Origin of the sequence: Nonomuraea sp. NPDC059007, from assembly GCF_042740555.1 — a bacterium.
GTDB lineage: Bacteria > Actinomycetota > Actinomycetes > Streptosporangiales > Streptosporangiaceae > Nonomuraea.
Genome location: NZ_JBHYJD010000082.1, coordinates 1 through 20991, shown reverse-complemented (window position 1 = coordinate 20991; position 20991 = coordinate 1). Strand labels below are relative to the sequence as shown.

Sequence of the window (20991 nt, the reverse complement as noted above, 5' to 3'; positions counted from 1 at the left end):
CCCGGTGGTGACGGGCCGTCTGGGGGCTCCTTTTTGTGCCCATCTTTTTGTGCCCATCGCCCGGTACGCCCGCCGCTCACACGGGCTTCGGCTCGTAACGCAGGGCGGTGATGCCGCACGCGAACGGCGTGGCCGACACCAGCCGCAGCCGCTGGGGCGTGCCGAGGTCGGGGAAGACCGGCAGGCCCCTGCCGATCGCGGCCGGCTCGACCAGGAGGTTGAGCTCGTCGATGAGGCCGTGGGCCAGCAGGCTCGCCACCAGCTCCGCGCCGCCGTAGGTGACGATGTCGCCGCCCTGGGCGGACTTGAGGCGCCGGACGGCCTCGACCACGTCGGCCTCCACCTTCGTGTTGTCCCAGGGGGAGTCGGTGAGGGTCCTGGAGATCACGACCTTGGGCGTGTCCGTCATCCAGGCGGCCGACTCCTTGTCCTCGCCCTCGGGTTCGGCGGCCCAGTGCGGGATGAAGCCCTCGGCGAGCTTGCGGCCCAGCAGGATCGTGTCGACGCCCTCGGTGATGGCGCTGACGTAGGTGCCGAGGTCTTCGCTCCACGGGGTGGAGATCCAGTCCATCTCGCCGTTCGGGCCGCCCATGTAGCCGTCGGCGGTGATCTGGAGCTGAAGCTTGAGCTTGCGCATGTCGTGCGTCCTTCCGGGGTGTCTTCCAACTGGCTTCAGCTTGCCGGGCACCCCTTACGGAACGTTTAAGACATTCCTAACCTGCGCTTATGGGCTGTCTGGGCCCGCCAGGCGGCCTTGCGCGGCCCGGAAGCCCCCGCCTGCGGCCGCACAGCCCGCCGGCGCCCCCGGAGTCGGCGCGGGGGCTGCCAGGCCGCGGTGCGCCCTTGTAGGACGCTTCCCGGTCAGAAGACGCGTACGGCGGTGCGGCGGGCGATCTGGGCCTGGAGACGGGCCATCTGCCAGTGGAGTTCGATGAGTTGCTCGGCCAGCTGGGCCCGGGGCACCTCGGAAGGGTCCTCGATGGCCAGGTGGTCAATCGCGGTCGACAGCTCTCGCATCGCGCGCCCCCATTCCATCACGTGTCCTCAGGGGATCGAATTAACGTTCGAATCCTATCGGAACATGTGGGGGCGCGTCAGCGATTTGGGGCTGGTGGCACTCAGGTTTCGTACACAGGTGCGAGATAGCCGCGAGCCAGCGTGTTGGCCGTGATGTTGAAGCCCACGACCGCCGCCGGGGTGTCCGGGTCCAGGCCCAGCGAATCCACGCTCAGGGCGTGGACGGCGAACAGGTAGCGGTGGGGGAAGCCGGGGGGCGGGGCGGCGCCGCCGTACGCCTTGGTGCCGAAGTCGTTGCGGGCGTGCACGCCCGCCTTCGTGTCGGCGGCGCCCGCGCCCGCCGGGAGCTCGGTGACGTCGGCGGGGATGTCGAACAGGAGCCAGTGCCAGAAACCGCTGCCCGTGGGGGCGTCGGGGTCGTAGCACGTCACGGCGTAGCTACGGGTGCCCTCCGGGGCGCCGGACCAGCGCAGGTGGGGGGACTGGTTGCCACCGGTCATGCCCCAGTCGTCGAACACGTGGGCCTCGGCCAGGCGCCGGCCGTCGTGTACGTCATCGCTCTCGACGGCGAGGGCGGGGACCTCGGGCAGGAAGTCGTAGGGGATCGGTGGCCGCGCGGACATGTCTACCTCCGAAGGACGGGTTCGTACGCCCCATCTTTATCGGAGATCAGCCCTTGTTGTAGGCCGTCATCACTTCCTTGGGATCCCCGTCCATCTTGATCTTGCCCTTGTGCAGCCAGATGACCCGGTTGCAGGTCTCCTCGATGACCTTGTGGTCGTGGGAGACGAGGAAGACGGTCCCGGCGGACTCCCGGATCTGCTTGATGCGCTCCTGGCTCTTCTTGCGGAACTCGCGGTCGCCGGTGGCCAGGGCCTCGTCGATGAGGAGCACGTCGTGGGTCTTGGCGCTGGAGATGGCGAAGCGCAGGCGGGCGCCCATGCCGGAGGAGTAGGTGGACATCGGCAGCTGGACGAAGTCATCGATGCCGGAGAAGTCGACGATCTCCTGGTACTTCTCCCTGACCTCGGCCGGGGTCATGCCCATGGCGTAGCAGCCGAGCACGATGTTGCGCTCGCCGGTGAGCTCGCGCATCAGCGCGGCGTTGACGCCCAGCAGGGACGGCTGGCCGTCGGTGTAGACGGCGCCCGCGTGGGGCGGCAGGAGGCCGGCGATGGCGCGCAGGAGCGTGGACTTGCCCGAGCCGTTGCGGCCCACGATGCCGATGGCGTCGCCGTGGTAGGCCACGAAGGAGACGCCCTTGACGGCGTGCACCTCCTTCATCTGCGGCCGGCCCTGGCGCTTGAGCATGCGGACCAGCGCGCTGACCGCGTTGCCCTTCTCGTGGTCGGAGGCGGCGCTGTAGACGCGGTAGACGATGTGGAGGTCGTCGACGACCACGGTCGGAGTGCCCGTCGGGGCGTCCACAGGCTTGTGACCGGTGGGCTCCGGGTTGGGGTACACCCTGACGTCCTTGCTCGCGGCGACGCCGGGCTCCTCGCCCTTCACCTGTGACAACTCCTCCGTCAGCTCAGCCACGCCCGTACCTCTCCTCGGCCCGCCAGAAGTACCAGAAGCCGAAAACGAGAGCGAACAACGCCCAGAATACGCAGCCCGCCATGGCGAACGGAGGGGGGTTGTGGGCCTTCGGCATCAGGATGTCGCGCATGACCTCGATGTAGGAGGCAGCTGGGTTGAGATACATGACGTTGGCGACCCACTGGGGGAGACCGGCACCGCCGACGACCTTGTCCTGGATGGAGAAGAAGACGCCGGAGGCGTAGAGCCAGGTGCGCATGATGAACGGCAGGAGCTGGTTCATGTCGCGCATGTTCGAGCCGATGCGGGCCATCACGAGGCTGGCGCCGACGTTGAAGAGCGCCTGCAGGGCCAGCACCACGGGGATGAGCAGCCAGAGCAGCGTGGGCGGCTCGCTCCAGACCACGATCAGCAGCAGCACGCCCATCGAGATGCCGAGCTGCTGAAGCTCCTGGATCGTGTACGCCAGGGGCAGCGCGGCCCGCGGGAAGTGAAGCGCCCGGATGAGCGAGAGGTTGCCCGAGATGGACTTGGCGCCCGCCGTCACCGAGCGTTGGGTGAAGGTGAAGACGAACATTCCGGTCAGCAGGAAGACCGGGTAGTTGTCGATCCCGTGGGCGCCGCCGAGGATCAGGCCGAACATGACGAAGTAGATCGCGGCGTTGAGCAGGGGCGTCAGCACCTGCCACAGCTGGCCGAGGGCGGAGCTGGAGTACTTCGAGACGTTGCGCGAGGTCGCGTACGTCATCATGAAGTGCCGCCGCTCCCAGAGCTGGCGCAGGTAGACGTGGAACCTCGGCCGTGCGATGGCACGGCGAAGCCCGTATCTCTTGGCGAGCTTGGCCAGCGGCTCCTGCGCGCTTCGGCCGCCCGCCTGGGCGTCCGCGACCGCGGATTCCGGCTGGCTCATGGCATGGACTCTATTGGATTCGGGTCGGTGGGGTGCCGGTCACGGCAGTTCGCCGCGGTCTGTTGGACGGGTTTTGCGGGCCGCTGGGTTCCCGTACCCCCTCAGCACAGCACTTCTCCGGTCAACACCCCAAGTGGATGGCCTCAGCACACCGTCTGGAGGGGTATTTTTACTCAACTGTTCACGTCCTGACCTGTCCTATTACGCGTGGTTGGTGGCTTTTTGCGCGTCTTGTGGGAAATGTCTGTGACGTTGGATAGGCGCACGTGTGACCGAACTGCAACGCGCCAGAGACTCGCTGGTGGCAAGTAGTGAGGGATAGTCGCGATCGACTGGCAGGGCGTCGGCTGGTTTGACCATGTCAGCCAAACCCGGGGGATTACAAGGACCCCCCGTCAGGCTGCTCTGGATCAACGCAGCTCAGCGCTAACGCCCACCTGGTAGAGGGAGGAAAGTTCTCACAATGCGTGTTACTAAGGGCGCACAGATCGTCGCCGGTACCGCGCTGCTCGCCCTCGCGGTTGCCGCGTGTGGTGGCGGTGCCACGGAAGGTGGCGGCAACACCGCCGCGGGCGGCAGCGACACGCCGGTCCGCATGGAGCTGGGCGAGCCGCAGGAGCTCCTGGTTCCGACCAACACGACCGAGTCCGAGGGCGCAGAGGCCCTCGCGGCCGTGTTCGAGCCGCTCGTCAACTACGACGAGAACAAGAAGGCTGTCGAGGCCGCTGCCGAGTCGATCACCTCCGAAGACCAGAAGGTCTGGACGATCAAGCTCAAGGCAGGCAACACCTGGCACAACGGTGAGCCGGTCATCGCGCAGAACTACGTGGACGCGTGGAACTACGCCGCCAACCAGGACAACGCGCAGTCCGCCGGTTACTTCTTCGGCCGTGTCGACGGCTTCGCCGACCTCAACCCCGGCGAGGGCAAGCAGGTCACCGCGAAGGGCATGAAGGGTCTGGAGGCGATCGACGACACGACGCTGAAGGTCACCCTCGCCGCGCCGTTCTCGCAGTTCAAGACGCTCCTCGGCTACACCGCCTTCTACCCGCTGCCCAAGGCCGCCTTCGGCGCCGACGGCAAGGTGACGCAGGAGTACGGCGAGAAGCCCATCGGCCAGGGCCTGTTCAAGCTGGACAAGCCCTACAAGAAGGGCACCGACCAGACGATCGACATGTCGGTCTACGACGGCTACAAGGGCCCCAAGCCCAAGGGCTGGACCAAGCTGCAGTTCAAGCTGTACACCAGCGCGGAGACCTCGTTCAACGACCTGCAGGCCGAGAACCTGGACATCCACGACTCCCTGCCGCCGTCCGCGATCGCCACCGCCAAGACCGCCCTGGGCGAGCGCTACCAGGACCAGCCTGACGCCGGCATCGGCTACATCGGCGTCCCGCTGCAGTACAACCCCGATTTCAAGAACGCCGACGTGCGCAAGGCCATCTCGATGGCCATCGACAGGAAGACCATCGCCGAGACGGTCTTCTCCGGCACCCGCGCCCCGGCCGACGACTTCATCAACCCGGCCATCGACGGTTACCGCCAGGGCGCCTGCGCGGCCTGCGCGTACAACCCGGCCGAGGCCAAGACGCTCTACGCGTCCGCCAAGGGTCCGGCGAAGCTGGAGCTCGGCTACAACGCCGACGGCGGCCACAAGGAGTGGATCGAGGCCGTCGCCAACAACCTGCGCGCCAACCTCGGCGTCGAGGTGACGCCGAAGCCGTTCGAGAAGTTCCAGGCCATCCTGGACGAGCTGGACGCGAAGAAGTACACGGGTCTGTTCCGTATGGGCTGGGCGATCGACTACCCGTCCGCGGAGAACTACCTGACCCCGATCTTCGGGACCGGCGCCATCAAGACGGGCTCGAACTACGGCGGCTACACCAGCAAGGAGTTCGACGAGCTGCTCGCCAAGGGCGACCAGGCGGCGACTCCGGAGGAAGGCCTGAAGTTCTACCAGCAGGCCGATGACATCCTGAACAAGGAACTGCCGTACATCCCGGTTTACTTCTACCGGAACAACTCCGGCTACTCCACCAAGGTCAAGAACGTCAAGATCAACCTGCTTAACCAGGTCGAGTGGTCCCAGGTCGAGAAGGCCTGACGTTGTTCCCCGGGGCGGGCGCGCTGTCGCCCGCCCCTTGAGGGCCAGCCACGGAGGCGGTCACTTGGGCCGGTAGATCCCACCCCCCAGGTGATTGCCTTCTTGGCATGTACGGGAGGCTTAAATGGGCCGTTATATCATCAGGCGTCTGATCCAGGCGATACCTGTGCTACTGGGTGCCACTCTGCTCATCTTCGCCATTGTGTTCGCGCTGCCCGGCGACCCTGTCGCAGCGCTGGCCGGTGAGAAGAGGACAGACCCGACGATCGTCGCGATCCTTCGCGAGCGATACCACCTCAACGATCCGCTGCTGCTGCAGTACTGGTACTACATCAGCGGCGTCATCTTCCGCGGTGACTTCGGCGTCACTTTCGCCGACGTACCCGTGTCCCAGCTCATGGCCGGCAAGTTCCAGGTCACGCTGAACCTGGCGCTGACCGCGCTGGTCTTCGAGGCCATCATCGGCGTCGGCCTCGGCCTGTGGGCGGCGCTGCGCCGCGGCAGGGCCGCCGACACCATGATCCTGGCCTCGACCCTTTTGCTGATCTCCGTCCCCACCCTGGTCACCGGCTTCGTGCTGCAGCTGGTGCTCGGTGTGAAGGTCAAACAGTGGACCGGCGTCGACATCTTCCCCATCGCGGGCATCAGCAACGGCTTCCGCAGCTACCTGCTGCCGGGCTTCGTGCTGGCCGGCATCTCGATCGCCTACCTCACCCGATTGACACGGACCAGCCTGGTGGAGACCCTCCGGGCGGACTACATCCGCACGGCGACCGCCAAGGGCCTGTCCAGACGGCGGGTCATCGGCAGGCACGGATTGCGCAACGCGCTGATCCCCCTCGTCACCTATCTGGGCGCCGACCTCGGCAACCTCATGGGCGGCGCGGTGATCACGGAGACGATCTTCAATCTCCCGGGCATCGGCAACCAGCTCTTCCAATCCGTATACCTGCGTGAACAACCCGTCGTCGTCGGTATCGTGACAGTTCTGGTGCTGATCTACATCGTCGCCAACCTGGTCGTCGACTTGATGTACGCAGTGCTCGACCCGAGGATCCGCTATGAGTGACATTCAGCAGCCGGCGCCGCCCCTCCCTATGAGCCCGGTCCCGGGCGCCGCGCCTCCTGGCAGGCAAAGGAAGAAGGAGGGCAAGCCGGCCAGCCTCTGGAGCGACGCCTGGCACGACCTCCGCCGCCGTCCGATCTTCATCATCTCGGCGATCCTCATCACGGTCCTCGTCGTCATGGCACTGTGGCCGTCGTTGTTCACGGCCATCGACCCGAACGACCCGAGGACCTGTGAGCTGGCCACGGCCCGGCAGGGGCCCAGCGGCGGCCATCTCTTCGGCCGCGACAACCTGGGCTGCGACGTCTACGCGCGCTCGATCTACGGCGCCGCCAACTCGCTGCTGATCGGCATCTCGACGACGCTGGCGACCTCGCTCATCGGCGGCATGTTCGGTCTCGCGGCCGGATACTTCGGCGGTGTCACCGACACGCTGGCCTCGCGCCTGACCGAGATCTTCTTCGCCATCCCCAGCATCCTGGGCGCCCTGCTGATCGCGGCCACCTTCCGTGGCGGCCCGTTGAGCAGCATCACCCTGGTCATCATCGCGCTGACCGTCCTGGGGTGGCCGATGACGTACCGGATCATGAGAGCCGCGGTCATCACGGCCAAGAGCCAGGACTTCGTGGTCGCGGCCAAAGCCCTGGGCGCCGGCCATATGCGGATCATGATGAGGCACCTGCTGCCGAACGCGCTCGCGCCGGTCATCGTCATCGCGACGATCAACCTGGGCGGGTTCATCGCGGCCGAGGCGGCTCTGTCGTTCCTCGGCGTCGGTGTGACCTCGCCCGACATCTCGTGGGGTCTGATGATCTCCGACGCCCGTAACAGGTTCCTGGACGCGCCGCTGCCGCTGATCTTCCCGGCCGTGTTCCTGAGCATCACGGTGCTCGCGTTCATCATGCTGGGCGACGCCGTACGCGACGCGCTCGACCCGAAGCTCAGGTAAGGGGGACCTGTGAAGAAGACATCCCCAGAGGTGTTGCCCGCCGAGGGAGGGCTGGGCAACGAGCCTCTGCTCGCTGTCGACAACCTGCACGTGGAGTTCCGCACACGGGCCGGCGTCGTGCACGCCGTCAACGGTGTGACCTATTCGCTCAGCCCCGGCGAGACCCTCGCCGTGCTGGGCGAGTCGGGCTCCGGCAAGTCCGTGACCGCTCAGGCGATCATGGGCATCCTGGACATGCCGCCCGCGGTGATCCCCAAGGGCGAGATCCGTTTCCGCGGCACCGACCTGCTCAAGCTCTCGGAAGACGCCCGCTCGCAGGTGCGCGGCCAGCGCATCGCGATGGTCTTCCAGGACGCGCTCTCCTCGCTGAACCCGGTCTTCACCGTGGGCTGGCAGATCAGCGAGATGTTCCGCGTGCACCGGGGCATGGGCAAGAAGGAGGCGCTGACCAAGGCGGTCGAGCTCATGGACCGGGTCCGCATCCCGGCCGCCAGGCAGCGCGTCAACGACTACCCGCACCAGTTCTCCGGCGGCATGCGCCAGCGCATCATGATCGCGATGTCGATCGCGCTGGACCCGGAGGTGCTGATCGCCGACGAGCCGACCACCGCGCTCGACGTGACCGTCCAGGCCCAGATCATGGAGCTCCTCGCGGAGCTCCAGCGCGAGAGCAACATGGGCCTGATCCTGATCACCCACGACCTCGGCGTGGTCGCCGACGTCGCGGACAAGATCGCGGTCATGTACGGCGGGCGGATCGTCGAGAACGCCCCGGTTCACGACATCTACAAGACACCCGCCCACCCGTACACGAAGGGCCTGCTCGAATCGATCCCCAGGGTCGACCAGAAGGGCCAGGACCTGTACGCCATCAAGGGCATGCCGCCGAACCTGCTGGACATGCCGACCGGCTGCGCCTTCCACCCCCGCTGCCCGTACCGCCAGGACATCTGCGTCACCGAGGCTCCGGCGCTGTCCGGGATCAGCGGTACGCGCAGCAGTGCCTGCCACTACTGGAGGGAGGTCCTCGATGGCACCCACGAGTGAGCCGATCCTTGAGGTACGCGACCTGGTCAAGCACTTCCCGCTGACCCAGGGCATCGTGGTCAAGAGGCAGATCGGCGCGATCAAGGCCGTCGACGGCGTCTCGTTCGACCTGCACAGGGGTGAGACCCTGGGCATCGTGGGCGAGTCGGGCTGCGGCAAGTCGACGCTGGCCAAGGTGCTCATGGCGCTGGAACGGCCGACGTCGGGCTCGGTCAAGATCAGCGGCAGGGAGATCGCCCACGCCCGCGGCAGCGAGCTCAAGCGCATGCGGCGCAACATCCAGATGGTGATGCAGGATCCCTACACCTCGCTGAACCCCCGGATGACCGTCGGTGACATCATCGGCGAGCCGTACGACATCCACACCGAGGTCGCGCCGAGGGGCGACCGGCGCAAGAAGGTGCAGGAGCTGCTGGAGGTGGTCGGGCTCAACCCCGACCACATCAACCGCTACCCGCACCAGTTCTCGGGCGGCCAGCGCCAGCGCATCGGCATCGCGCGCGGCCTGGCCCTGCAGCCGGAGATCATCGTCTGCGACGAGCCGGTCTCGGCGCTGGACGTGTCGATCCAGGCGCAGGTCATCAACCTGCTGGAGCGGCTGCAGAACGAGTTCAACCTGGCCTACATCTTCATCGCCCACGACCTGTCGGTGGTACGCCACATCGCCGACCGGGTGGGCGTGATGTACCTGGGCAAGCTGGTGGAGCTCGGCAAGGACACGGAGGTCTACGACAAGCCCGCGCATCCGTACACGCAGGCTCTGCTCTCGGCGGTTCCGGTTCCGGATCCGGAGGGGCGTGAGCTGCGCGAGCGGATCATCCTGCAGGGTGACCCGCCGTCGCCGGCCAACCCGCCTTCGGGCTGCCGCTTCCGCACCCGGTGCTGGAAGGCGCAGGAGATCTGCGCGGAGGAAGAGCCGCTGCTGCAGATCCGGCCGGGTACCGCGCACGAGAGCGCGTGCCACTTCGCCGAGACGCACGACGTGGTGCACATCGGTTAGAACGCAACGCCAGGACATCGGTTAGAACACCAGGAAGGAGCCCTCCGCGGAGGGCTCCTTCACGTTGTGGCGATGACGGCCGAGCCGTGCCCGAACAGGCCCTGGTTGGCGGCCAGGCCGACCCGGGCGCCGGCGACCTGGCGGGCGCCGGCGGTGCCGCGCAGTTGCCAGGTCAGCTCGCACACCTGGGCGATGGCCTGGGCGGGGATGGCCTCGCCGAAGGAGGCGAGCCCGCCGGACGGGTTCACCGGCGTCCGGCCGCCGAGCCTGGTGTCGCCGGCCCGCAGGAGCTTCTCCGCCTCGCCGGGCGGGCACAGGCCGACGTCCTCCATCCAGTCCAGTTCCAGTGCCGTGGACAGGTCGTAGACCTCGGCGAAGGACAGGTCGCCCGGTCCCAGTCCCGCCTCCTCGTAGGCGGCGTGGGCGATGGCGGCGCGGAAGGGGCGTTCTGGCGGGGGTGCTGTTGCCGCCGAGTCGGTGGCGAAGGCCGGCAGTTCCAGCGTCGTGTTGGGGAAGGTGGGGGTGACGGTCGAGACGGCGGCCAGCCGTACCGGCCGGGAGATGCCGTGGCGGCGGGCGAACTCCGCCGAGGCCAGCACCACCGCGGCGCCCCCGTCGGAGGTGGCGCAGATGTCCATGAGCCGCAGCGGGTCGGCCACCATCGGCGAGGCCAGCACCTCCTGCTCGGTGACGGGCTTGCGGTAGCGGGCCATGGGGTTGAGCGCGCCGCTGGCGGCGTTCTTGACCTTCACGGCGGCGAAGTCGGCGGTGGTCGAGCCGTACAGGGCCATGCGGCGGCGGGCGTAGAGGGCGAAGTAGGCGGGGTTGGTGGCGCCGAGGAGCCGGAAGCGCAGCCAGTCGGGGTCGTCGGGGCGCTCGCCGCCGACGGGTTTGAAGAAGCCCTTGGGCGTCGAGTCCGCGCCGACCACGAGTGCCACGTCGCACAGGCCCGCCAGGATTCTCGTCCTGGCCAGGTCGATGGCCTGCGCTCCCGAGGCGCACGCGGCGTAGCAGGAGGCGATCCTGGCTCCGTTCCAGCCGAGCGCCTGGGCGAAGGTGGCGCCGGCGATGAAGCCGGGATAGCCGTTTCTGATGGTGTCGGCGCCGACGACGTACTGGACGTCGGTCCAGGACACGCCGGCGTCGGCCAAGGCGGCTCGGGCGGCGGCGACGCCGTACTCGATGAAGGGTTTGCCCCATTTGCCCCACGGGTGCATGCCCGCGCCGATGACCAGGACGCTCATCGGGCCGCCTCCCACATCCACACCAGCGGGCCGTCGGCGAGCGGGCCGTGTGTGAGCCGCAGTTCCATGCCGACCCGCAGCTCGTCCACGGTCAGGTCCTTGACCTGGCCGAGCACGATGATCCCGGCCTCGGCGAGCTCGACCGCGGCGAGCGTCACCGGCGTGTACGGCTCGGCGGCGGCGAACGGCGGCGGCGGCGCGTAGCAGGCGTTGGTGTAGGACCAGACGGTGCCCTGGCGGGGCAGCCGGGTCTCCTCCTGCCTCTCGCCCGAGCAGTGCGGATTGCGGCAGAATCCCCGCTGCGGCGGAAAGCTGACCGTGCCGCAGTCGGCGCACCGGGTGCCGAGGAGATGGGTGCCGTCGTCGCCGATGGTGAACCAGCCGTCGATCGCCAAGGTCATACCGACGAGTATCACACAAGCGCTTGCTAGGGAGAATGCCTCCGCCGCCGCAAGTGCAGCACCACCACCCTGGCCGACATCGCGACCGTCAGCCCGATCATCGCCACCACCACCGGCAGCCGCGAGACCGGCCGCGAGGGCGGCGGGCCACCGCCGAAGTAGCCGCCCACCTGCCCGATCCTGGACGCGGCCGGACGGGCCAGCCGCCCCGCCTCGCGCAGGGCGAGCGCCGCGTCGGCCACCCCGTGACCGTAGGCGCGGCTGTGCCCGTCGGCCGGCCGCTTCCTGGTGCCACGCTCGATGGCCATGCGCACGTGGTACGGCGACAGCCCCGGATACTCCGCCCTGACCAGCGCGGCGATCCCCGCCACCATCGCCGCCGCCGAACTGGTCCCGTCGCCGACCACGTACCCGTCCGGACCGTCGGCGCTGACGATCCCGGTGCCCGGCGCGACCACCGACAGGTAGTCCTGGCGGTTGGAGAAGCGCGGCACCCTCATCCGCTTGTCCACCGCGCCCACGGCGATCACCCCGGGGTAGGCGGCGGGAAAGTTCTTGCGGTTGGCGTCGTCGCCGTCGTTGCCGGAGGAGGCGACGAGCACGGCCCCGCGGGAGATCGCGTACTGCACCGCCTCCTCCTCGGCCGCCGAGCCCTCCCACGAGCCGCTGCCGCCGCCCAGTGACATGCTGACGACCCGCGCGCCCCGGTCGACGGCGTACCGGATGCCCTGGGCGAGCGCGTCGCCGCCGCCCGCCGTGGCACGCTGCTTGCCGCGCAGCGGGTCGTCGTTCTCCAGCGTCACCCGGACCGACAACACCCGCGCGGCCGGGGCGACGCCCACCACGCCGCGTCCGCCGCTGTGGCCGCGCCCGGCGATGAGGCTGGCCATCGCGGTGCCGTGGTGACCCGTTCTGGCCGGCCCGCGTACGGGCCCGGTCAGGTCGGGCCCCTCGACGACCGCTCCGGCCAGGTCGGGGTGGCGGGCGTCCACGCCCGTGTCGAGCACGGCCACCAGCACCCCCTCGCCCCTGCTCACCTTCCACGCCTCGGGCACGCGCAACGCGGTGAGCTGCCACTGCTGCTGGCTCGCCGCCACGGCGGCCATGCCGCTTCTCGTGGCGACGCCGCGCATGCCGCTCGCGGGCGGGTCCGCGATCAGCAGCATGACGAGACAGACGGGCAGCAGCCCGGCCGCGGCGCGGATCACCGGGTGAGCGCCTTGTGCAGGGCCTCCGCCAGTTGCACCGCCGCCGCGCCGAGGCGCGGCTCGGTCCCGCCCTCCGGCTGGTACGGCCGGCCGTCGGCGTATCCGGCGGCGGTGAAGACCACGTACGGCCCGCCGGAGGCCGCCACGGCGCCGGTGACGTACTGGGCCTGGCCGAACCGCTCGGCCGCGCCGCCGGGAAAGGCCACGGGCCGCACGGTCGGCGCACGCCCCGCGACGCCGGCGTGGACCGCTCTGACGGGCAGCCAGGACGGCGCCCCGTCGAGCACGGCCACGCCCACGGTGGCCACGAAGGTCTGCGTGCTGTCGGAGTAGGTGGCCCGCAGGGTCGTCAGGCAGCGCGGCAGCATGGCCGCCGCGGCGGCCTGGAGCGCGACCCGGCACGGCGCTTCTGGCGCGACCCCGGCCAGCAGGTAGGTCACCCGCGCGCCGGACGGGCTCGCGCCGGTGAGCGCGGCGGGGAAGACCCTCGTCACCGGCCACGCGCGCCAGCGCTCGCTCACGTGCGGCTCGGCCGAGCCCCAGGGAGACTGAAGTAGGGACAACAATGCGACGGACAGCAGGAACACGTCTGCCTCGAAGGAAGGGGGGAGGAGGCGCTCGAACTGCCGTGCATTCTGGCACGCAGGCGATGGTTCAATCCGACGCTTCGGTAAACAGACCGATACGCGGGGTAATGTCCCTATCGCACCGGAGCGGGGGAAAGGCGCACATGCGCGCCCGGCGGGAGGCCCAGGCGCTGGGCCGCATCACCCGAGTTCACGGCGATGGCGATGAGCCCCGCCGAGTCGGCGAAGGCCACCAGCTCACCCGGCGGCACCGCCGCGTACGTCTCCCGGTACGGCATCGACAACTGCCTGCGCCCCATCCACACGCCCAGCGTGTCGCCCACCCGGACCCCGAGCGCCGCCAGGTCGCCCGCGGCGATCGACAGCTGGGTGTTGCCGTAGCGGTCCACGGAGACCACCTCGCCCTCCACCGAGCCCTCGCGCAGCACCGACGTCGGCTCCGGCAGCGAGACGAGCCTGTTCAGCGGGATCTCCGGCCCGAGGTCGGACGGCTTGCCGCCCACGCACAGCCGCCCGGCCACCGGCGCGTACACGTCGCGGCCGTGGAAGGTCGGCGAGACCGGGTGCAGGAAGAGCGCGTCGTTGGTGATCTCGTAGGCGGACTCGGCGCCGCCGCAGGCGTGCACCGCCCAGGACAGCAGCCCGTTGTCCGGCCCGATGAACACCCGTCCCCCCGCGGCCACGGCCACCGCGCGCCTGGCCCCGCCCGCTCCCGGGTCCACGGCGCCGATGTGCACGCCGGGCGGGATGTACGGGATGGTCTGCGCGAGAACCGCCGCGCCCCGCCGTACGTCGCCCGAAGGGATCAGGTGGCACACGTCGATGACGCGGGCCTGCGGCGCGATTCCGACGATCACGCCATGGCAGGCAGCCACATAACCGTCTTCGAGTCCGTAATCGGTGAGAAGCGTTATGACTGGGGTCACACTTGGTGACTGTACGTCTCCCGATCCGCGGTGAACACCCGGCTTTGGCACATTACGATGGCCACGGGCCGCGTACGTATGGCGTGAGCGCCGTACGCCCTTCCGAGGAGGACGACCATGGACACCGCACCGGTCAGCGGTGACAGTGCTGCCCAGGAACCCGACCGTCAGCCCCTCACCGAACGAGACCTCCAGCTCCTCGCCTTCGAGCGCCAATGGTGGCGCTACGCCGGCGCGAAGGAGCAGGCCGTCAAGGAGACCTTCGGGTTCTCGGCCACGCGTTACTACCAGTTGCTCGGTGAACTCATCGACCGTCCCGAGGCGCTGGAGCAGGATCCGATGCTGGTCAAGCGACTGCGCCGGCTGCGGGCCACGCGGCAGCGCGAGCGCGCGGCCCGGCGACTCGGCATGCGCCCCTAGGTGGCTGGGTACTCCAGCCGCGTGAGGAACATCCCTGGAATCCAAGCGATAGTGAAAGATCCGTCAGGGGCGGTGATCGGGCTCGACTTCGACGGCACCCTGTCGCCCATCGTGCCCGATCCGGCCGCCGCGAGGATCCATTCCGCGGCTCCCGACATCCTGGCCCAGCTCAGCGCCCAGGTGTCGGCCGTCGTCATCCTGACCGGCCGCCCCCCTGCCACCGTCCTCGAACTCGGTCCGGGCCTGACCGACGTGCCCGGCCTGGTGATCCTCGGGCACTACGGCTTCGAGCGGTGGGAGAACGGCCGCGTCAGCGCGCCGCCGCCGCCCGCCGGCGTGCCGCGGGCCGAGGCCGAACTGCCGATGCTGCTCGACGCCCTGGGCCTGACCGGAGTGGCCGTCGAGGACAAGGGGCGGGCGGTAGCCGTACACACGAGGCGTAGTCCCGATCCCGAGGGGGCTTTCGAGGCGCTGCGGCGGCCGCTCGCGGCGCTGGCGGAGCGCAACGGGCTGGTGGTCGAGCCCGGCCGGTACGTGCTGGAGCTGCGCCCGCCCGGCATGGACAAGGGCCAGGCGCTCTCGTTGTTCCTGGCCGAACGCGCGGCCAGGTCGGTGATGTTCGTCGGCGACGACCTGGGTGATCTGGCCGCCTTCGACGCGGTACGCGCTTCGGGGTTGCCCGGTGTCACCGTGTGCAGTGGTTCGGCCGAGGTCACCGAGCTGGCCGAGCGGGCCGACGTCGTCGTGGACGGGCCCGACGGCGTGATGGCGCTGCTCAAGGAGCTGACGGCCGCGGTTCGCGGCTGACCAGCACGCCCGCCACGGCCAGCGCGATCAGCACGGGGACCATGAGGAAGGCCGTACGCGTCCCGAAGCCGTCGGCCAGCGCCCCCAGCGCGAACGGGCCCGCGGCCATCGCCAGCCCCGCGCAGACCGGCGAGACGGCCGTGGCCCGCACCGGGTCGTAGGCGAGCACGCCGGCCAGCGCGAGCGGGAAGTGCAGCGAGACGCCGAGCCCGCTGATCGCCAGCCCCGCGTAGGCGAACAGCGGATGCGTGCTCGACCAGAACAGCAGCCAGCCGGCCGCGGTCAGCAGCAGGGCGCCGGTGAGCAGCCCGGGCGCGCCCATGCGCAGGGCCAGCGGCGTCCCGGCGAAGCGGCCGACGGCCAGGCCGGCCGTGAACGCGGTCAGCCCGGTCGTGGCCGCCGCCACGCCCATCCCCGTGTTCGACGCGAACAGCTGCACCGCCCACAGGTTGAAGCAGAACTCCAGCGCGACCACCAGGAAGAGCACGCCGCCCGCCACGTAGAAGCGCCAGCCGGGCGGCGGCAGGCCGGCGCGGGCGGCGCCGTCGTGCGGGCGGCCGGCCACGCGGACGCGGCCGAGCGTGAGGGCGATCAGGACGGTGAGGATCGGGGTGATCAGCAGGGCCGCCCGCCAGCCGAGCGCGGTCTGCGCGGTGGCGCTGATCGCGTAGGTCATGGCGATGCCGAACAGGATCGCGACCGCGTTGGCCTCGCTGATCGCCGCCGGTCCCGCCGGGCCGTGGTGGTCGCTGAGCGCGGCCATCATGGCGTAGAGGGCCACCGAGCCGAACAGGCTGGACAGGCCGTAGCCCAGCAGGGTGGCGGGCAGGGCGGGGGTGAGCATGACCGGAACCAGGCCCGCGTTCATGCCTGCCAGGCTGCCCCAGATCGTGGCGCGCCGGCCGTACCTGCGCTCCAGGAACGGCAGCGCGGCGCCGGCCAGGAGCGTTCCCGCGGCCATCGCGGTGCCGTGCAGGGCGGCGACCGCGTTGGAGACCTGCTGTTCCTGGCGCAGCAGCGGCAGGACGGCGCTGAGCCCGTACAGGTAGGTGGCGAAGGCGCCGAGTTGTAAGTAGACGAGCCAGGTCGGGAGATCACGGGTCAGACGTATCCGGACTGTGGTCACTTGAGGCATTAAGTCAGGGCATCGAGCTGCGCCGCAAGCCACCTCTGGGGCGGCAGCGCGGTGGCCGCCGCGGCCAGGCTGGCGGCCCTGCGCGTACGCTCCTCCTCGGGCATGACCAGGGCGGTGTGCAGGGCCTGGGCGGTCTCCAGGACGTCGTAGGGGTTGACCACGAGCGCGTCGGCGCCCAGTTCGGCGGCGGCGCCGGCCTCGCGCGAGAGCACCAGGACGCAGCGGGGCGACAGGATCGGGCCCTCCTTGGCGACCAGGTTCATGCCGTCGCGGATCGGGTTGACCAGCAGCACGTCGGCCATCCGGTAGGCGGCGAGGCTGCGCGCGTAGTCGTCGTTGACGTTGAGTATCAGCGGGTCCCAGTCCTCGGTGGCGTACTCGTCCTCGATCTCCTTGGCGCAGCGCTGCACCGCCGCGGTGTACTCGCGGTACTCGGGCAGGTCGTGGCGGCTCGGGTAGGCGAAGGCCAGGTGGACCACGCGGCCGTGCCACTCGGGATGGGCGGCCAGGAACTCGCGGTAGGCGACCAGGCCGCGCACGATGTTCTTGGACAGCTCGGTGCGGTCGATGCGGACGATCAGCTTCCTGTCACCGGTCTGCGCGCGCAGCGCCGCCACGTTCGACTCCACGTCCGGCTCGCAGGCGCGCCGCCACAACTGCTCGCCGTCGACGCCGAGCGCGTGCACGCCGATCCTGGTCGTGCGGCCCTCGTGGGTGACGCCGCGCGCGTCCACCCGGGCGCCCAGCAGGGCCGCGCAGCAGTCGGTGAACGCCCGCGCCCACCGCTCGGTGAGGAACCCGGCGTGATCGGCTCCCAGAATGCCTTCCAGGACCTCACGGGCCACCTCGTCGGGCAGCAGCGCGAAGTACTCCGGCGGGGCCCAGGGGGTGTGGCTGAAATGCGCGATGCGCAGGTCGGGGCGCTCGGCGCGGAGCATGGCCGGGGTGAGGGTCAGGTGGTAGTCCTGCACCATCACGCGCGCCTCGTGCCCGGCCTCCTCGGCCAGCGCCAGCGCGAAGGCGCCGTTGTAGTCGCGGTAGGACTCCCACTCGCGCTGGAACCTGGTGCCGAAGTGCGGGGAGTTGGGGATGTCGTAGAGCAGGTGGTTGACGAACCACAGCGTGGAGTTGGCCACGGCGTTGTAGGCGCGGTGGAAGGTCGCGGGGGCGATGTCCAGCATGCGCAGCGACCCGGTGTCGTAGCCGGCCTGGTCGAGGCGGCCGCCGGGAGCCTGCCGTACGGCGCTGCGGTCGCCGTCGGAAAGGGCCGCGCAGACCCACAGCACGCCCTCGTCCTTCGCCACGCCGGAAAGGCCCGAGACCAGTCCGCCGCCACCGCGTTTCATGGTGAGTTCACCGTCGTCGGAGACGGTGAAGGAGACAGGACCGCGGTTCGAGGCGACCAGGACGCTGTTCATTTAACTATCCTCCGCTCATAGGATCCCGCTATGGCGCTTGATGAGCTAACCGAGGAACTGGCCCGCTCCGCAGCCGCTGGAGATCATCGCGCACTCGGCGAGCTCTTGCGGCGGATCGAGCCGCACGTACTCCGCCACTGCGCGCGAATCCTGCCCTATCACCAGGACGCGGAGGAGGCCTGCCAGGACACTCTGCTGGCCGTCGCGCGCAACATCGGGCGGTTCGAGGGCAGGGCGCGGTTCAGCACGTGGCTGCACATCGTGACGGCCAACTGCGCCCGCACGACCTACCGGTCGCTGAAGCGGCGGGCGGCCGAGCAGAGCTCCGACGAACTGCCCACGCAGAAGCCGGACGTGGCCCGGGTGAGCGTGATCGCGGGCTCGCGCCTGGACCTGCTCGACGCGATGGAGGCGCTGGAGGCGTCCAAGCCCGACCTGGCGCAGGCGCTCGTGCTGCGCGACATCGTGCAGCTCGACTACAACGAGGTGGCCGAGCAGCTCGGCATCCCTCTCGGCACCGCGAAATCCCGCATCCACCAGGCGCGCAAGTACGTGCAGGGCGTGCTCGGGGAGGACTATCGGTGAGACGGTTTGTCTCACTGGTCGAGACGGGTGGGCAACCGATCCGCTTGACCAGGTAGAGTCCCTTTCGACAACTACATATTGCTCATCCAGAGGGGTGGAGGGACCGGCCCTGCGAAGCCCCGGCAACCCTCCCGGATTGTGACTCGCACCCGCGAGGCCGACCGGGACAAGGTGCCAATTCCGGTCTGTGGTCAAGGTGGCCGCAGGCGAAGATGAGGGAAGGCCTCGCTTCATGTCGCTCGACTTCGGTCCTGCTGTAGCTCTCTCCTGCCGCGAGTGCGGCACCCGCTATGACCTCGGCCCCAGTTTCGCGTGTCTGGAGTGTTTCGGGCCACTCGAAGTGGCCTATGACTTCGGTACGGTGACCCGCTCGCGGATCGAGTCCGGTCCGACCAACATCTGGCGTTACCAGGCGCTCCTGCCGGTCCCCGTGGACGTGGCGGCCAAGCAGAACATGAACCCCGGCTGGACCAAGCTGGTCAAGGCCGGCAACCTCGGCCGCACGCTCGGCATCAAGTCGCTGCACATCAAGGACGACTCCGGCAATCCCACCCACTCCTTCAAGGACCGTGTGGTGGCCATCGCCGTCGAGGCGGCCCGCAACTTCGGCTTCCACACCCTGTCCTGCTCCTCCACCGGCAACCTGGCCGGCGCGGTCACCGCGGCTGCCGCCAGGGCCGGGCTCGACGCGTGCGTCTTCATCCCCGCCGACCTGGAGCAGGCCAAGATCGCCATGGCTCGGGTGTTCGGCGGCAGGCTGATCGGCATCGAGGGCACCTACGACGAGGTCAACCGCTTCTGCTCCGAGCTCATCGGCGACCCGCTGGGCGACAAGTGGGGCTTCGTCAACGTGAACCTGCGGCCGTACTACGCCGAGGGGTCCAAGACGCTGGCCTACGAGATCGCCGAGCAGCTTGGGTGGAGGCTGCCCGAGCAGATCGTCATCCCGATCGCCTCCGGCTCCCAGCTCACGAAGATCGACAAGGGCTTCAAGGAGCTCGTGGCGCTCGGGCTGGTCGAGGACACGCCCTACAAGGTGTTCGGGGCCCAGGCGCTCGGGTGCTCGCCGGTGTCGGCGGCGTACAAGGCAGGGCACGACGTGGTCCAGCCGGTCAAGCCGGACACCATCGCCAAGTCGCTGGCCATCGGGAACCCGGCTGACGGGCCGTACGTGCTCGACATCGCCCGCCGTACGGGAGGGGCGGTGGAAGACGTCACCGACGCCGAGATCGTCGCGGCCATCAAGCTCCTGGCCTCCACGGAGGGCATCTTCGCCGAGACCGCGGGCGGCGTCACCGTGGGCGTGCTCAAGAAGCTGGTGGAAAACGGCGCGCTCGATCCCGAGGCGGAAACGGTCGTGCTGAACACCGGCGACGGCCTCAAGACCCTTGACGCGGTGTCGTCGATCGCCGAACCCACCGCTGTCATCCGGCCCTCTCTCGACGCGTTCCGCGCCATCTGAAAGGAAGTTTAAGGCATGAGCGTTTCTGTACGGATTCCCACCATTCTGCGCACCTACACGGGTGGTAACGCGGAGGTCAGTGGCGAGGGTGCGACGCTGCGCGAGGTCCTTCAGAAGCTGGACAGCGACTACCCGGGGATCGGTGCCCGAATTCTCGATGAATCGGGCAAGATTCGGCGTTTTGTCAACGTTTACGTGGGGCAAGAGGACGTCCGATTCGCCGACGGGCTCGACACCGCGGCCCCCGAGGGGAGCGAGATCTCCATCATCCCCGCGGTAGCCGGAGGCTAACGCTTCGCACACTCTTAGCACTGGGGCACCTCTTCGGAGGTGCCCTTCCCATTTCTGGAAAATTCAACTCTTCGAAGGATGAAATAGGCAGTTTTCAGATTGACTCTGTTGCCCAACGGCATGCCACAGGTATGGTCGAGGGCGATCGCCGCCAGTTTTTCGGTAAAAGCGGCGAACGCGGATCTCGCGGAGGAATGGGCGGGATCCAGAGCCCAGTAAGAGGAGTCGGAAGTGGCGCAGGGCACCGTCAAGTGGTTCAACGCGGACAAGGGCTACGGTTTCATCGCGGTAGACGGTGGTAAGGATGTATTCGTCCATTACTCAGCGATCATGATGGACGGCTACAGATCACTCGAACAAGGCCAGCGAGTCGAGTTCGAGATCACACAAGGCCAGAAGGGGCCGCAGGCGGAATCTGTCCGCACCGTTTGAACCACGCACCGAGGCAGCCCGCACGGCAGCGCAGTCCGTGCGGTTCTGCCAACACCTTTCGTCTCACCAGGACAGGCCCGATCTCGCGAGGGGATCGGGCCTGACCTGCGACGAGGTGGCTCTCGCTTGCACTCGACCGGGTAGAGTGCTAAACAGTTCGTTGGCACTCTCTCCACGTGAGTGCCAACACCTGGATCGAGACGATCGGGGCCTGCCGAACGGAGATGCGGGCCCAAGTGTTCGGCCCCCGGGCCGGGCACGCTGCCGTCGCGGGCGTCGGCTCGATCCTTGAGAAGCCACCCTGTATCTGGGAGGTCCAGCCTTATGGCAGCCAAGATGATCGCGTTTGACGAGGACGCCCGGCGCGGTCTCGAGCGCGGCATGAACCAGCTCGCTGACGCCGTGAAGGTGACCCTTGGTCCCAAGGGGCGCAATGTCGTGCT

Annotated in this window: 23 protein-coding genes and 1 riboswitch; of the genes, 11 read left to right on the top strand and 12 right to left on the bottom strand. The window is 68.9% G+C overall.

Features of this window, described 5'->3' with window-relative positions; genetic code table 11:
- Positions 1–76 precede the first annotated feature (76 nt).
- The 5 genes from ACFWY5_RS55340 to ACFWY5_RS55320 form a co-directional block, all read right to left on the bottom strand.
- The gene (locus ACFWY5_RS55340; protein ID WP_379639982.1) at positions 77–637 is read right to left on the bottom strand and encodes a dihydrofolate reductase family protein; all 561 of its coding nucleotides are present in this window, start codon (positions 635–637) and stop codon (positions 77–79) included.
- A 224-nt stretch (positions 638–861) separates the two neighbouring features.
- On the bottom strand, positions 862–1017 hold the full coding sequence (locus ACFWY5_RS55335; protein ID WP_379626114.1) for a hypothetical protein: 156 nt from the start codon (positions 1015–1017) through the stop codon (positions 862–864).
- 101 nt (positions 1018–1118) lie between these two features.
- Positions 1119–1640: a YbhB/YbcL family Raf kinase inhibitor-like protein gene (locus tag ACFWY5_RS55330; protein ID WP_379639981.1), complete on the bottom strand. Its 522-nt coding sequence runs from the start codon at positions 1638–1640 to the stop codon at positions 1119–1121.
- A 46-nt stretch (positions 1641–1686) separates the two neighbouring features.
- Entirely contained in the window at positions 1687–2556 is an 870-nt protein-coding gene (locus ACFWY5_RS55325) for an ABC transporter ATP-binding protein (protein WP_379626110.1), read from the bottom strand.
- Positions 2549–3466 (bottom strand): ABC transporter permease, encoded by a 918-nt coding sequence (locus tag ACFWY5_RS55320; protein ID WP_379639980.1) that lies wholly within the window; start codon positions 3464–3466, stop codon positions 2549–2551. Before ACFWY5_RS55320 ends, ACFWY5_RS55325 begins: the two co-directional genes overlap by 8 nt.
- Positions 3467–3929: 463 nt before the next feature.
- On the opposite strand from ACFWY5_RS55320, the gene ACFWY5_RS55315 reads away from it, so the two are divergent.
- The 5 genes from ACFWY5_RS55315 (at position 3930) to ACFWY5_RS55295 (ending at position 9632) form a co-directional block, all read left to right on the top strand.
- Positions 3930–5570 (top strand): ABC transporter substrate-binding protein, encoded by a 1641-nt coding sequence (locus ACFWY5_RS55315; protein ID WP_379639979.1) that lies wholly within the window; start codon positions 3930–3932, stop codon positions 5568–5570.
- A 124-nt stretch (positions 5571–5694) separates the two neighbouring features.
- Positions 5695–6639: an ABC transporter permease gene (locus ACFWY5_RS55310; RefSeq protein ID WP_379626104.1), complete on the top strand. Its 945-nt coding sequence runs from the start codon at positions 5695–5697 to the stop codon at positions 6637–6639.
- A complete protein-coding gene (locus ACFWY5_RS55305) occupies positions 6632–7585 on the top strand; it encodes an ABC transporter permease (protein ID WP_379626102.1) in 954 nt (317 codons plus the stop codon). The genes ACFWY5_RS55310 and ACFWY5_RS55305 overlap by 8 nt, the downstream gene beginning before the upstream one ends.
- Before the next feature lie 9 nt (positions 7586–7594).
- Entirely contained in the window at positions 7595–8632 is a 1038-nt protein-coding gene (locus ACFWY5_RS55300) for an ABC transporter ATP-binding protein (RefSeq protein WP_379626100.1), read from the top strand.
- Entirely contained in the window at positions 8616–9632 is a 1017-nt protein-coding gene (locus tag ACFWY5_RS55295) for an ABC transporter ATP-binding protein (protein ID WP_379626098.1), read from the top strand. The genes ACFWY5_RS55300 and ACFWY5_RS55295 overlap by 17 nt, the downstream gene beginning before the upstream one ends.
- Positions 9633–9691: 59 nt before the next feature.
- Here the strand turns inward: ACFWY5_RS55295 and ACFWY5_RS55290 are convergent, their stop codons facing one another.
- The 5 genes from ACFWY5_RS55290 to ACFWY5_RS55270 all read right to left on the bottom strand — a co-directional run bounded on the left by ACFWY5_RS55290 (position 9692) and on the right by ACFWY5_RS55270 (position 13998).
- Positions 9692–10876 (bottom strand): lipid-transfer protein, encoded by a 1185-nt coding sequence (locus tag ACFWY5_RS55290; RefSeq protein WP_379639978.1) that lies wholly within the window; start codon positions 10874–10876, stop codon positions 9692–9694.
- On the bottom strand, positions 10873–11277 hold the full coding sequence (locus tag ACFWY5_RS55285) for a Zn-ribbon domain-containing OB-fold protein (protein WP_379626094.1): 405 nt from the start codon (positions 11275–11277) through the stop codon (positions 10873–10875). The genes ACFWY5_RS55290 and ACFWY5_RS55285 overlap by 4 nt, the downstream gene beginning before the upstream one ends.
- Positions 11278–11303: 26 nt before the next feature.
- Complete coding sequence (locus ACFWY5_RS55280; RefSeq protein ID WP_379639977.1) at positions 11304–12485, bottom strand: S8 family serine peptidase; 1182 nt, start codon at positions 12483–12485, stop codon at positions 11304–11306.
- Positions 12482–13006, bottom strand: a complete 525-nt coding sequence (locus tag ACFWY5_RS55275; protein ID WP_379626090.1) for a hypothetical protein — start codon at positions 13004–13006, stop codon at positions 12482–12484. Before ACFWY5_RS55275 ends, ACFWY5_RS55280 begins: the two co-directional genes overlap by 4 nt.
- 179 nt (positions 13007–13185) lie before the next feature.
- Positions 13186–13998, bottom strand: coding sequence for an S-adenosyl-l-methionine hydroxide adenosyltransferase family protein (locus ACFWY5_RS55270; protein ID WP_379626088.1), 813 nt, complete (start codon positions 13996–13998; stop codon positions 13186–13188).
- Positions 13999–14115: 117 nt separating this feature from the next.
- On the opposite strand from ACFWY5_RS55270, the gene ACFWY5_RS55265 reads away from it, so the two are divergent.
- A complete protein-coding gene (locus tag ACFWY5_RS55265) occupies positions 14116–14418 on the top strand; it encodes a DUF3263 domain-containing protein (protein WP_379626086.1) in 303 nt (100 codons plus the stop codon).
- Between the two features lie 51 nt (positions 14419–14469).
- Positions 14470–15225, top strand: coding sequence for a trehalose-phosphatase (gene otsB / locus ACFWY5_RS55260; protein WP_379639976.1), 756 nt, complete (start codon positions 14470–14472; stop codon positions 15223–15225).
- Here otsB and ACFWY5_RS55255 read toward each other — a convergent pair.
- Both ACFWY5_RS55255 and ACFWY5_RS55250 read right to left on the bottom strand, forming a co-directional pair.
- Positions 15194–16351, bottom strand: a complete 1158-nt coding sequence (locus ACFWY5_RS55255; protein WP_379639975.1) for an MFS transporter — start codon at positions 16349–16351, stop codon at positions 15194–15196. The genes otsB and ACFWY5_RS55255 overlap by 32 nt on opposite strands.
- 8 nt (positions 16352–16359) lie before the next feature.
- Positions 16360–17778, bottom strand: a complete 1419-nt coding sequence (locus ACFWY5_RS55250; RefSeq protein ID WP_379626080.1) for a trehalose-6-phosphate synthase — start codon at positions 17776–17778, stop codon at positions 16360–16362.
- Positions 17779–17808: 30 nt separating this feature from the next.
- On the opposite strand from ACFWY5_RS55250, the gene ACFWY5_RS55245 reads away from it, so the two are divergent.
- From ACFWY5_RS55245 to ACFWY5_RS55230, 4 genes are all read left to right on the top strand, one after another.
- Positions 17809–18363, top strand: a complete 555-nt coding sequence (locus ACFWY5_RS55245; protein WP_184976413.1) for an RNA polymerase sigma factor — start codon at positions 17809–17811, stop codon at positions 18361–18363.
- A 79-nt stretch (positions 18364–18442) separates the two neighbouring features.
- Positions 18443–18582: riboswitch (SAM riboswitch) on the top strand.
- A 13-nt stretch (positions 18583–18595) separates the two neighbouring features.
- Entirely contained in the window at positions 18596–19825 is a 1230-nt protein-coding gene (gene thrC, locus ACFWY5_RS55240) for a threonine synthase (RefSeq protein ID WP_379639973.1), read from the top strand.
- Between the two features lie 15 nt (positions 19826–19840).
- Entirely contained in the window at positions 19841–20116 is a 276-nt protein-coding gene (locus ACFWY5_RS55235) for a MoaD/ThiS family protein (RefSeq protein ID WP_379626076.1), read from the top strand.
- A gap of 231 nt (positions 20117–20347) precedes the next feature.
- A complete protein-coding gene (locus ACFWY5_RS55230) occupies positions 20348–20548 on the top strand; it encodes a cold-shock protein (RefSeq protein ID WP_106250594.1) in 201 nt (66 codons plus the stop codon).
- Positions 20549–20991: the final 443 nt, after the last annotated feature.

Excerpts from the sequence above, each read along its gene's own strand:
- ACFWY5_RS55250 (WP_379626080.1), bottom strand. The coding sequence starts at position 17,778 with ATGAACAGCGTCCTGGTCGCCTCGAACCGCGGTCCTGTCTCCTTCACC.
- ACFWY5_RS55285 (WP_379626094.1), bottom strand. The coding sequence starts at position 11,277 with ATGACCTTGGCGATCGACGGCTGGTTCACCATCGGCGACGACGGCACC.
- ACFWY5_RS55290 (WP_379639978.1), bottom strand. The coding sequence starts at position 10,876 with ATGAGCGTCCTGGTCATCGGCGCGGGCATGCACCCGTGGGGCAAATGG.
- ACFWY5_RS55315 (WP_379639979.1), top strand. The coding sequence starts at position 3,930 with ATGCGTGTTACTAAGGGCGCACAGATCGTCGCCGGTACCGCGCTGCTC.
- ACFWY5_RS55265 (WP_379626086.1), top strand. The coding sequence starts at position 14,116 with ATGGACACCGCACCGGTCAGCGGTGACAGTGCTGCCCAGGAACCCGAC.
- ACFWY5_RS55330 (WP_379639981.1), bottom strand. The coding sequence starts at position 1,640 with ATGTCCGCGCGGCCACCGATCCCCTACGACTTCCTGCCCGAGGTCCCC.
- ACFWY5_RS55340 (WP_379639982.1), bottom strand. The coding sequence starts at position 637 with ATGCGCAAGCTCAAGCTTCAGCTCCAGATCACCGCCGACGGCTACATG.
- ACFWY5_RS55320 (WP_379639980.1), bottom strand. The coding sequence starts at position 3,466 with ATGAGCCAGCCGGAATCCGCGGTCGCGGACGCCCAGGCGGGCGGCCGA.
- ACFWY5_RS55235 (WP_379626076.1), top strand. The coding sequence starts at position 19,841 with ATGAGCGTTTCTGTACGGATTCCCACCATTCTGCGCACCTACACGGGT.
- ACFWY5_RS55335 (WP_379626114.1), bottom strand. The coding sequence starts at position 1,017 with ATGCGAGAGCTGTCGACCGCGATTGACCACCTGGCCATCGAGGACCCT.
- ACFWY5_RS55305 (WP_379626102.1), top strand. The coding sequence starts at position 6,632 with ATGAGTGACATTCAGCAGCCGGCGCCGCCCCTCCCTATGAGCCCGGTC.
- ACFWY5_RS55295 (WP_379626098.1), top strand. The coding sequence starts at position 8,616 with ATGGCACCCACGAGTGAGCCGATCCTTGAGGTACGCGACCTGGTCAAG.
- thrC (WP_379639973.1), top strand. The coding sequence starts at position 18,596 with ATGTCGCTCGACTTCGGTCCTGCTGTAGCTCTCTCCTGCCGCGAGTGC.
- ACFWY5_RS55310 (WP_379626104.1), top strand. The coding sequence starts at position 5,695 with ATGGGCCGTTATATCATCAGGCGTCTGATCCAGGCGATACCTGTGCTA.
- ACFWY5_RS55245 (WP_184976413.1), top strand. The coding sequence starts at position 17,809 with ATGGCGCTTGATGAGCTAACCGAGGAACTGGCCCGCTCCGCAGCCGCT.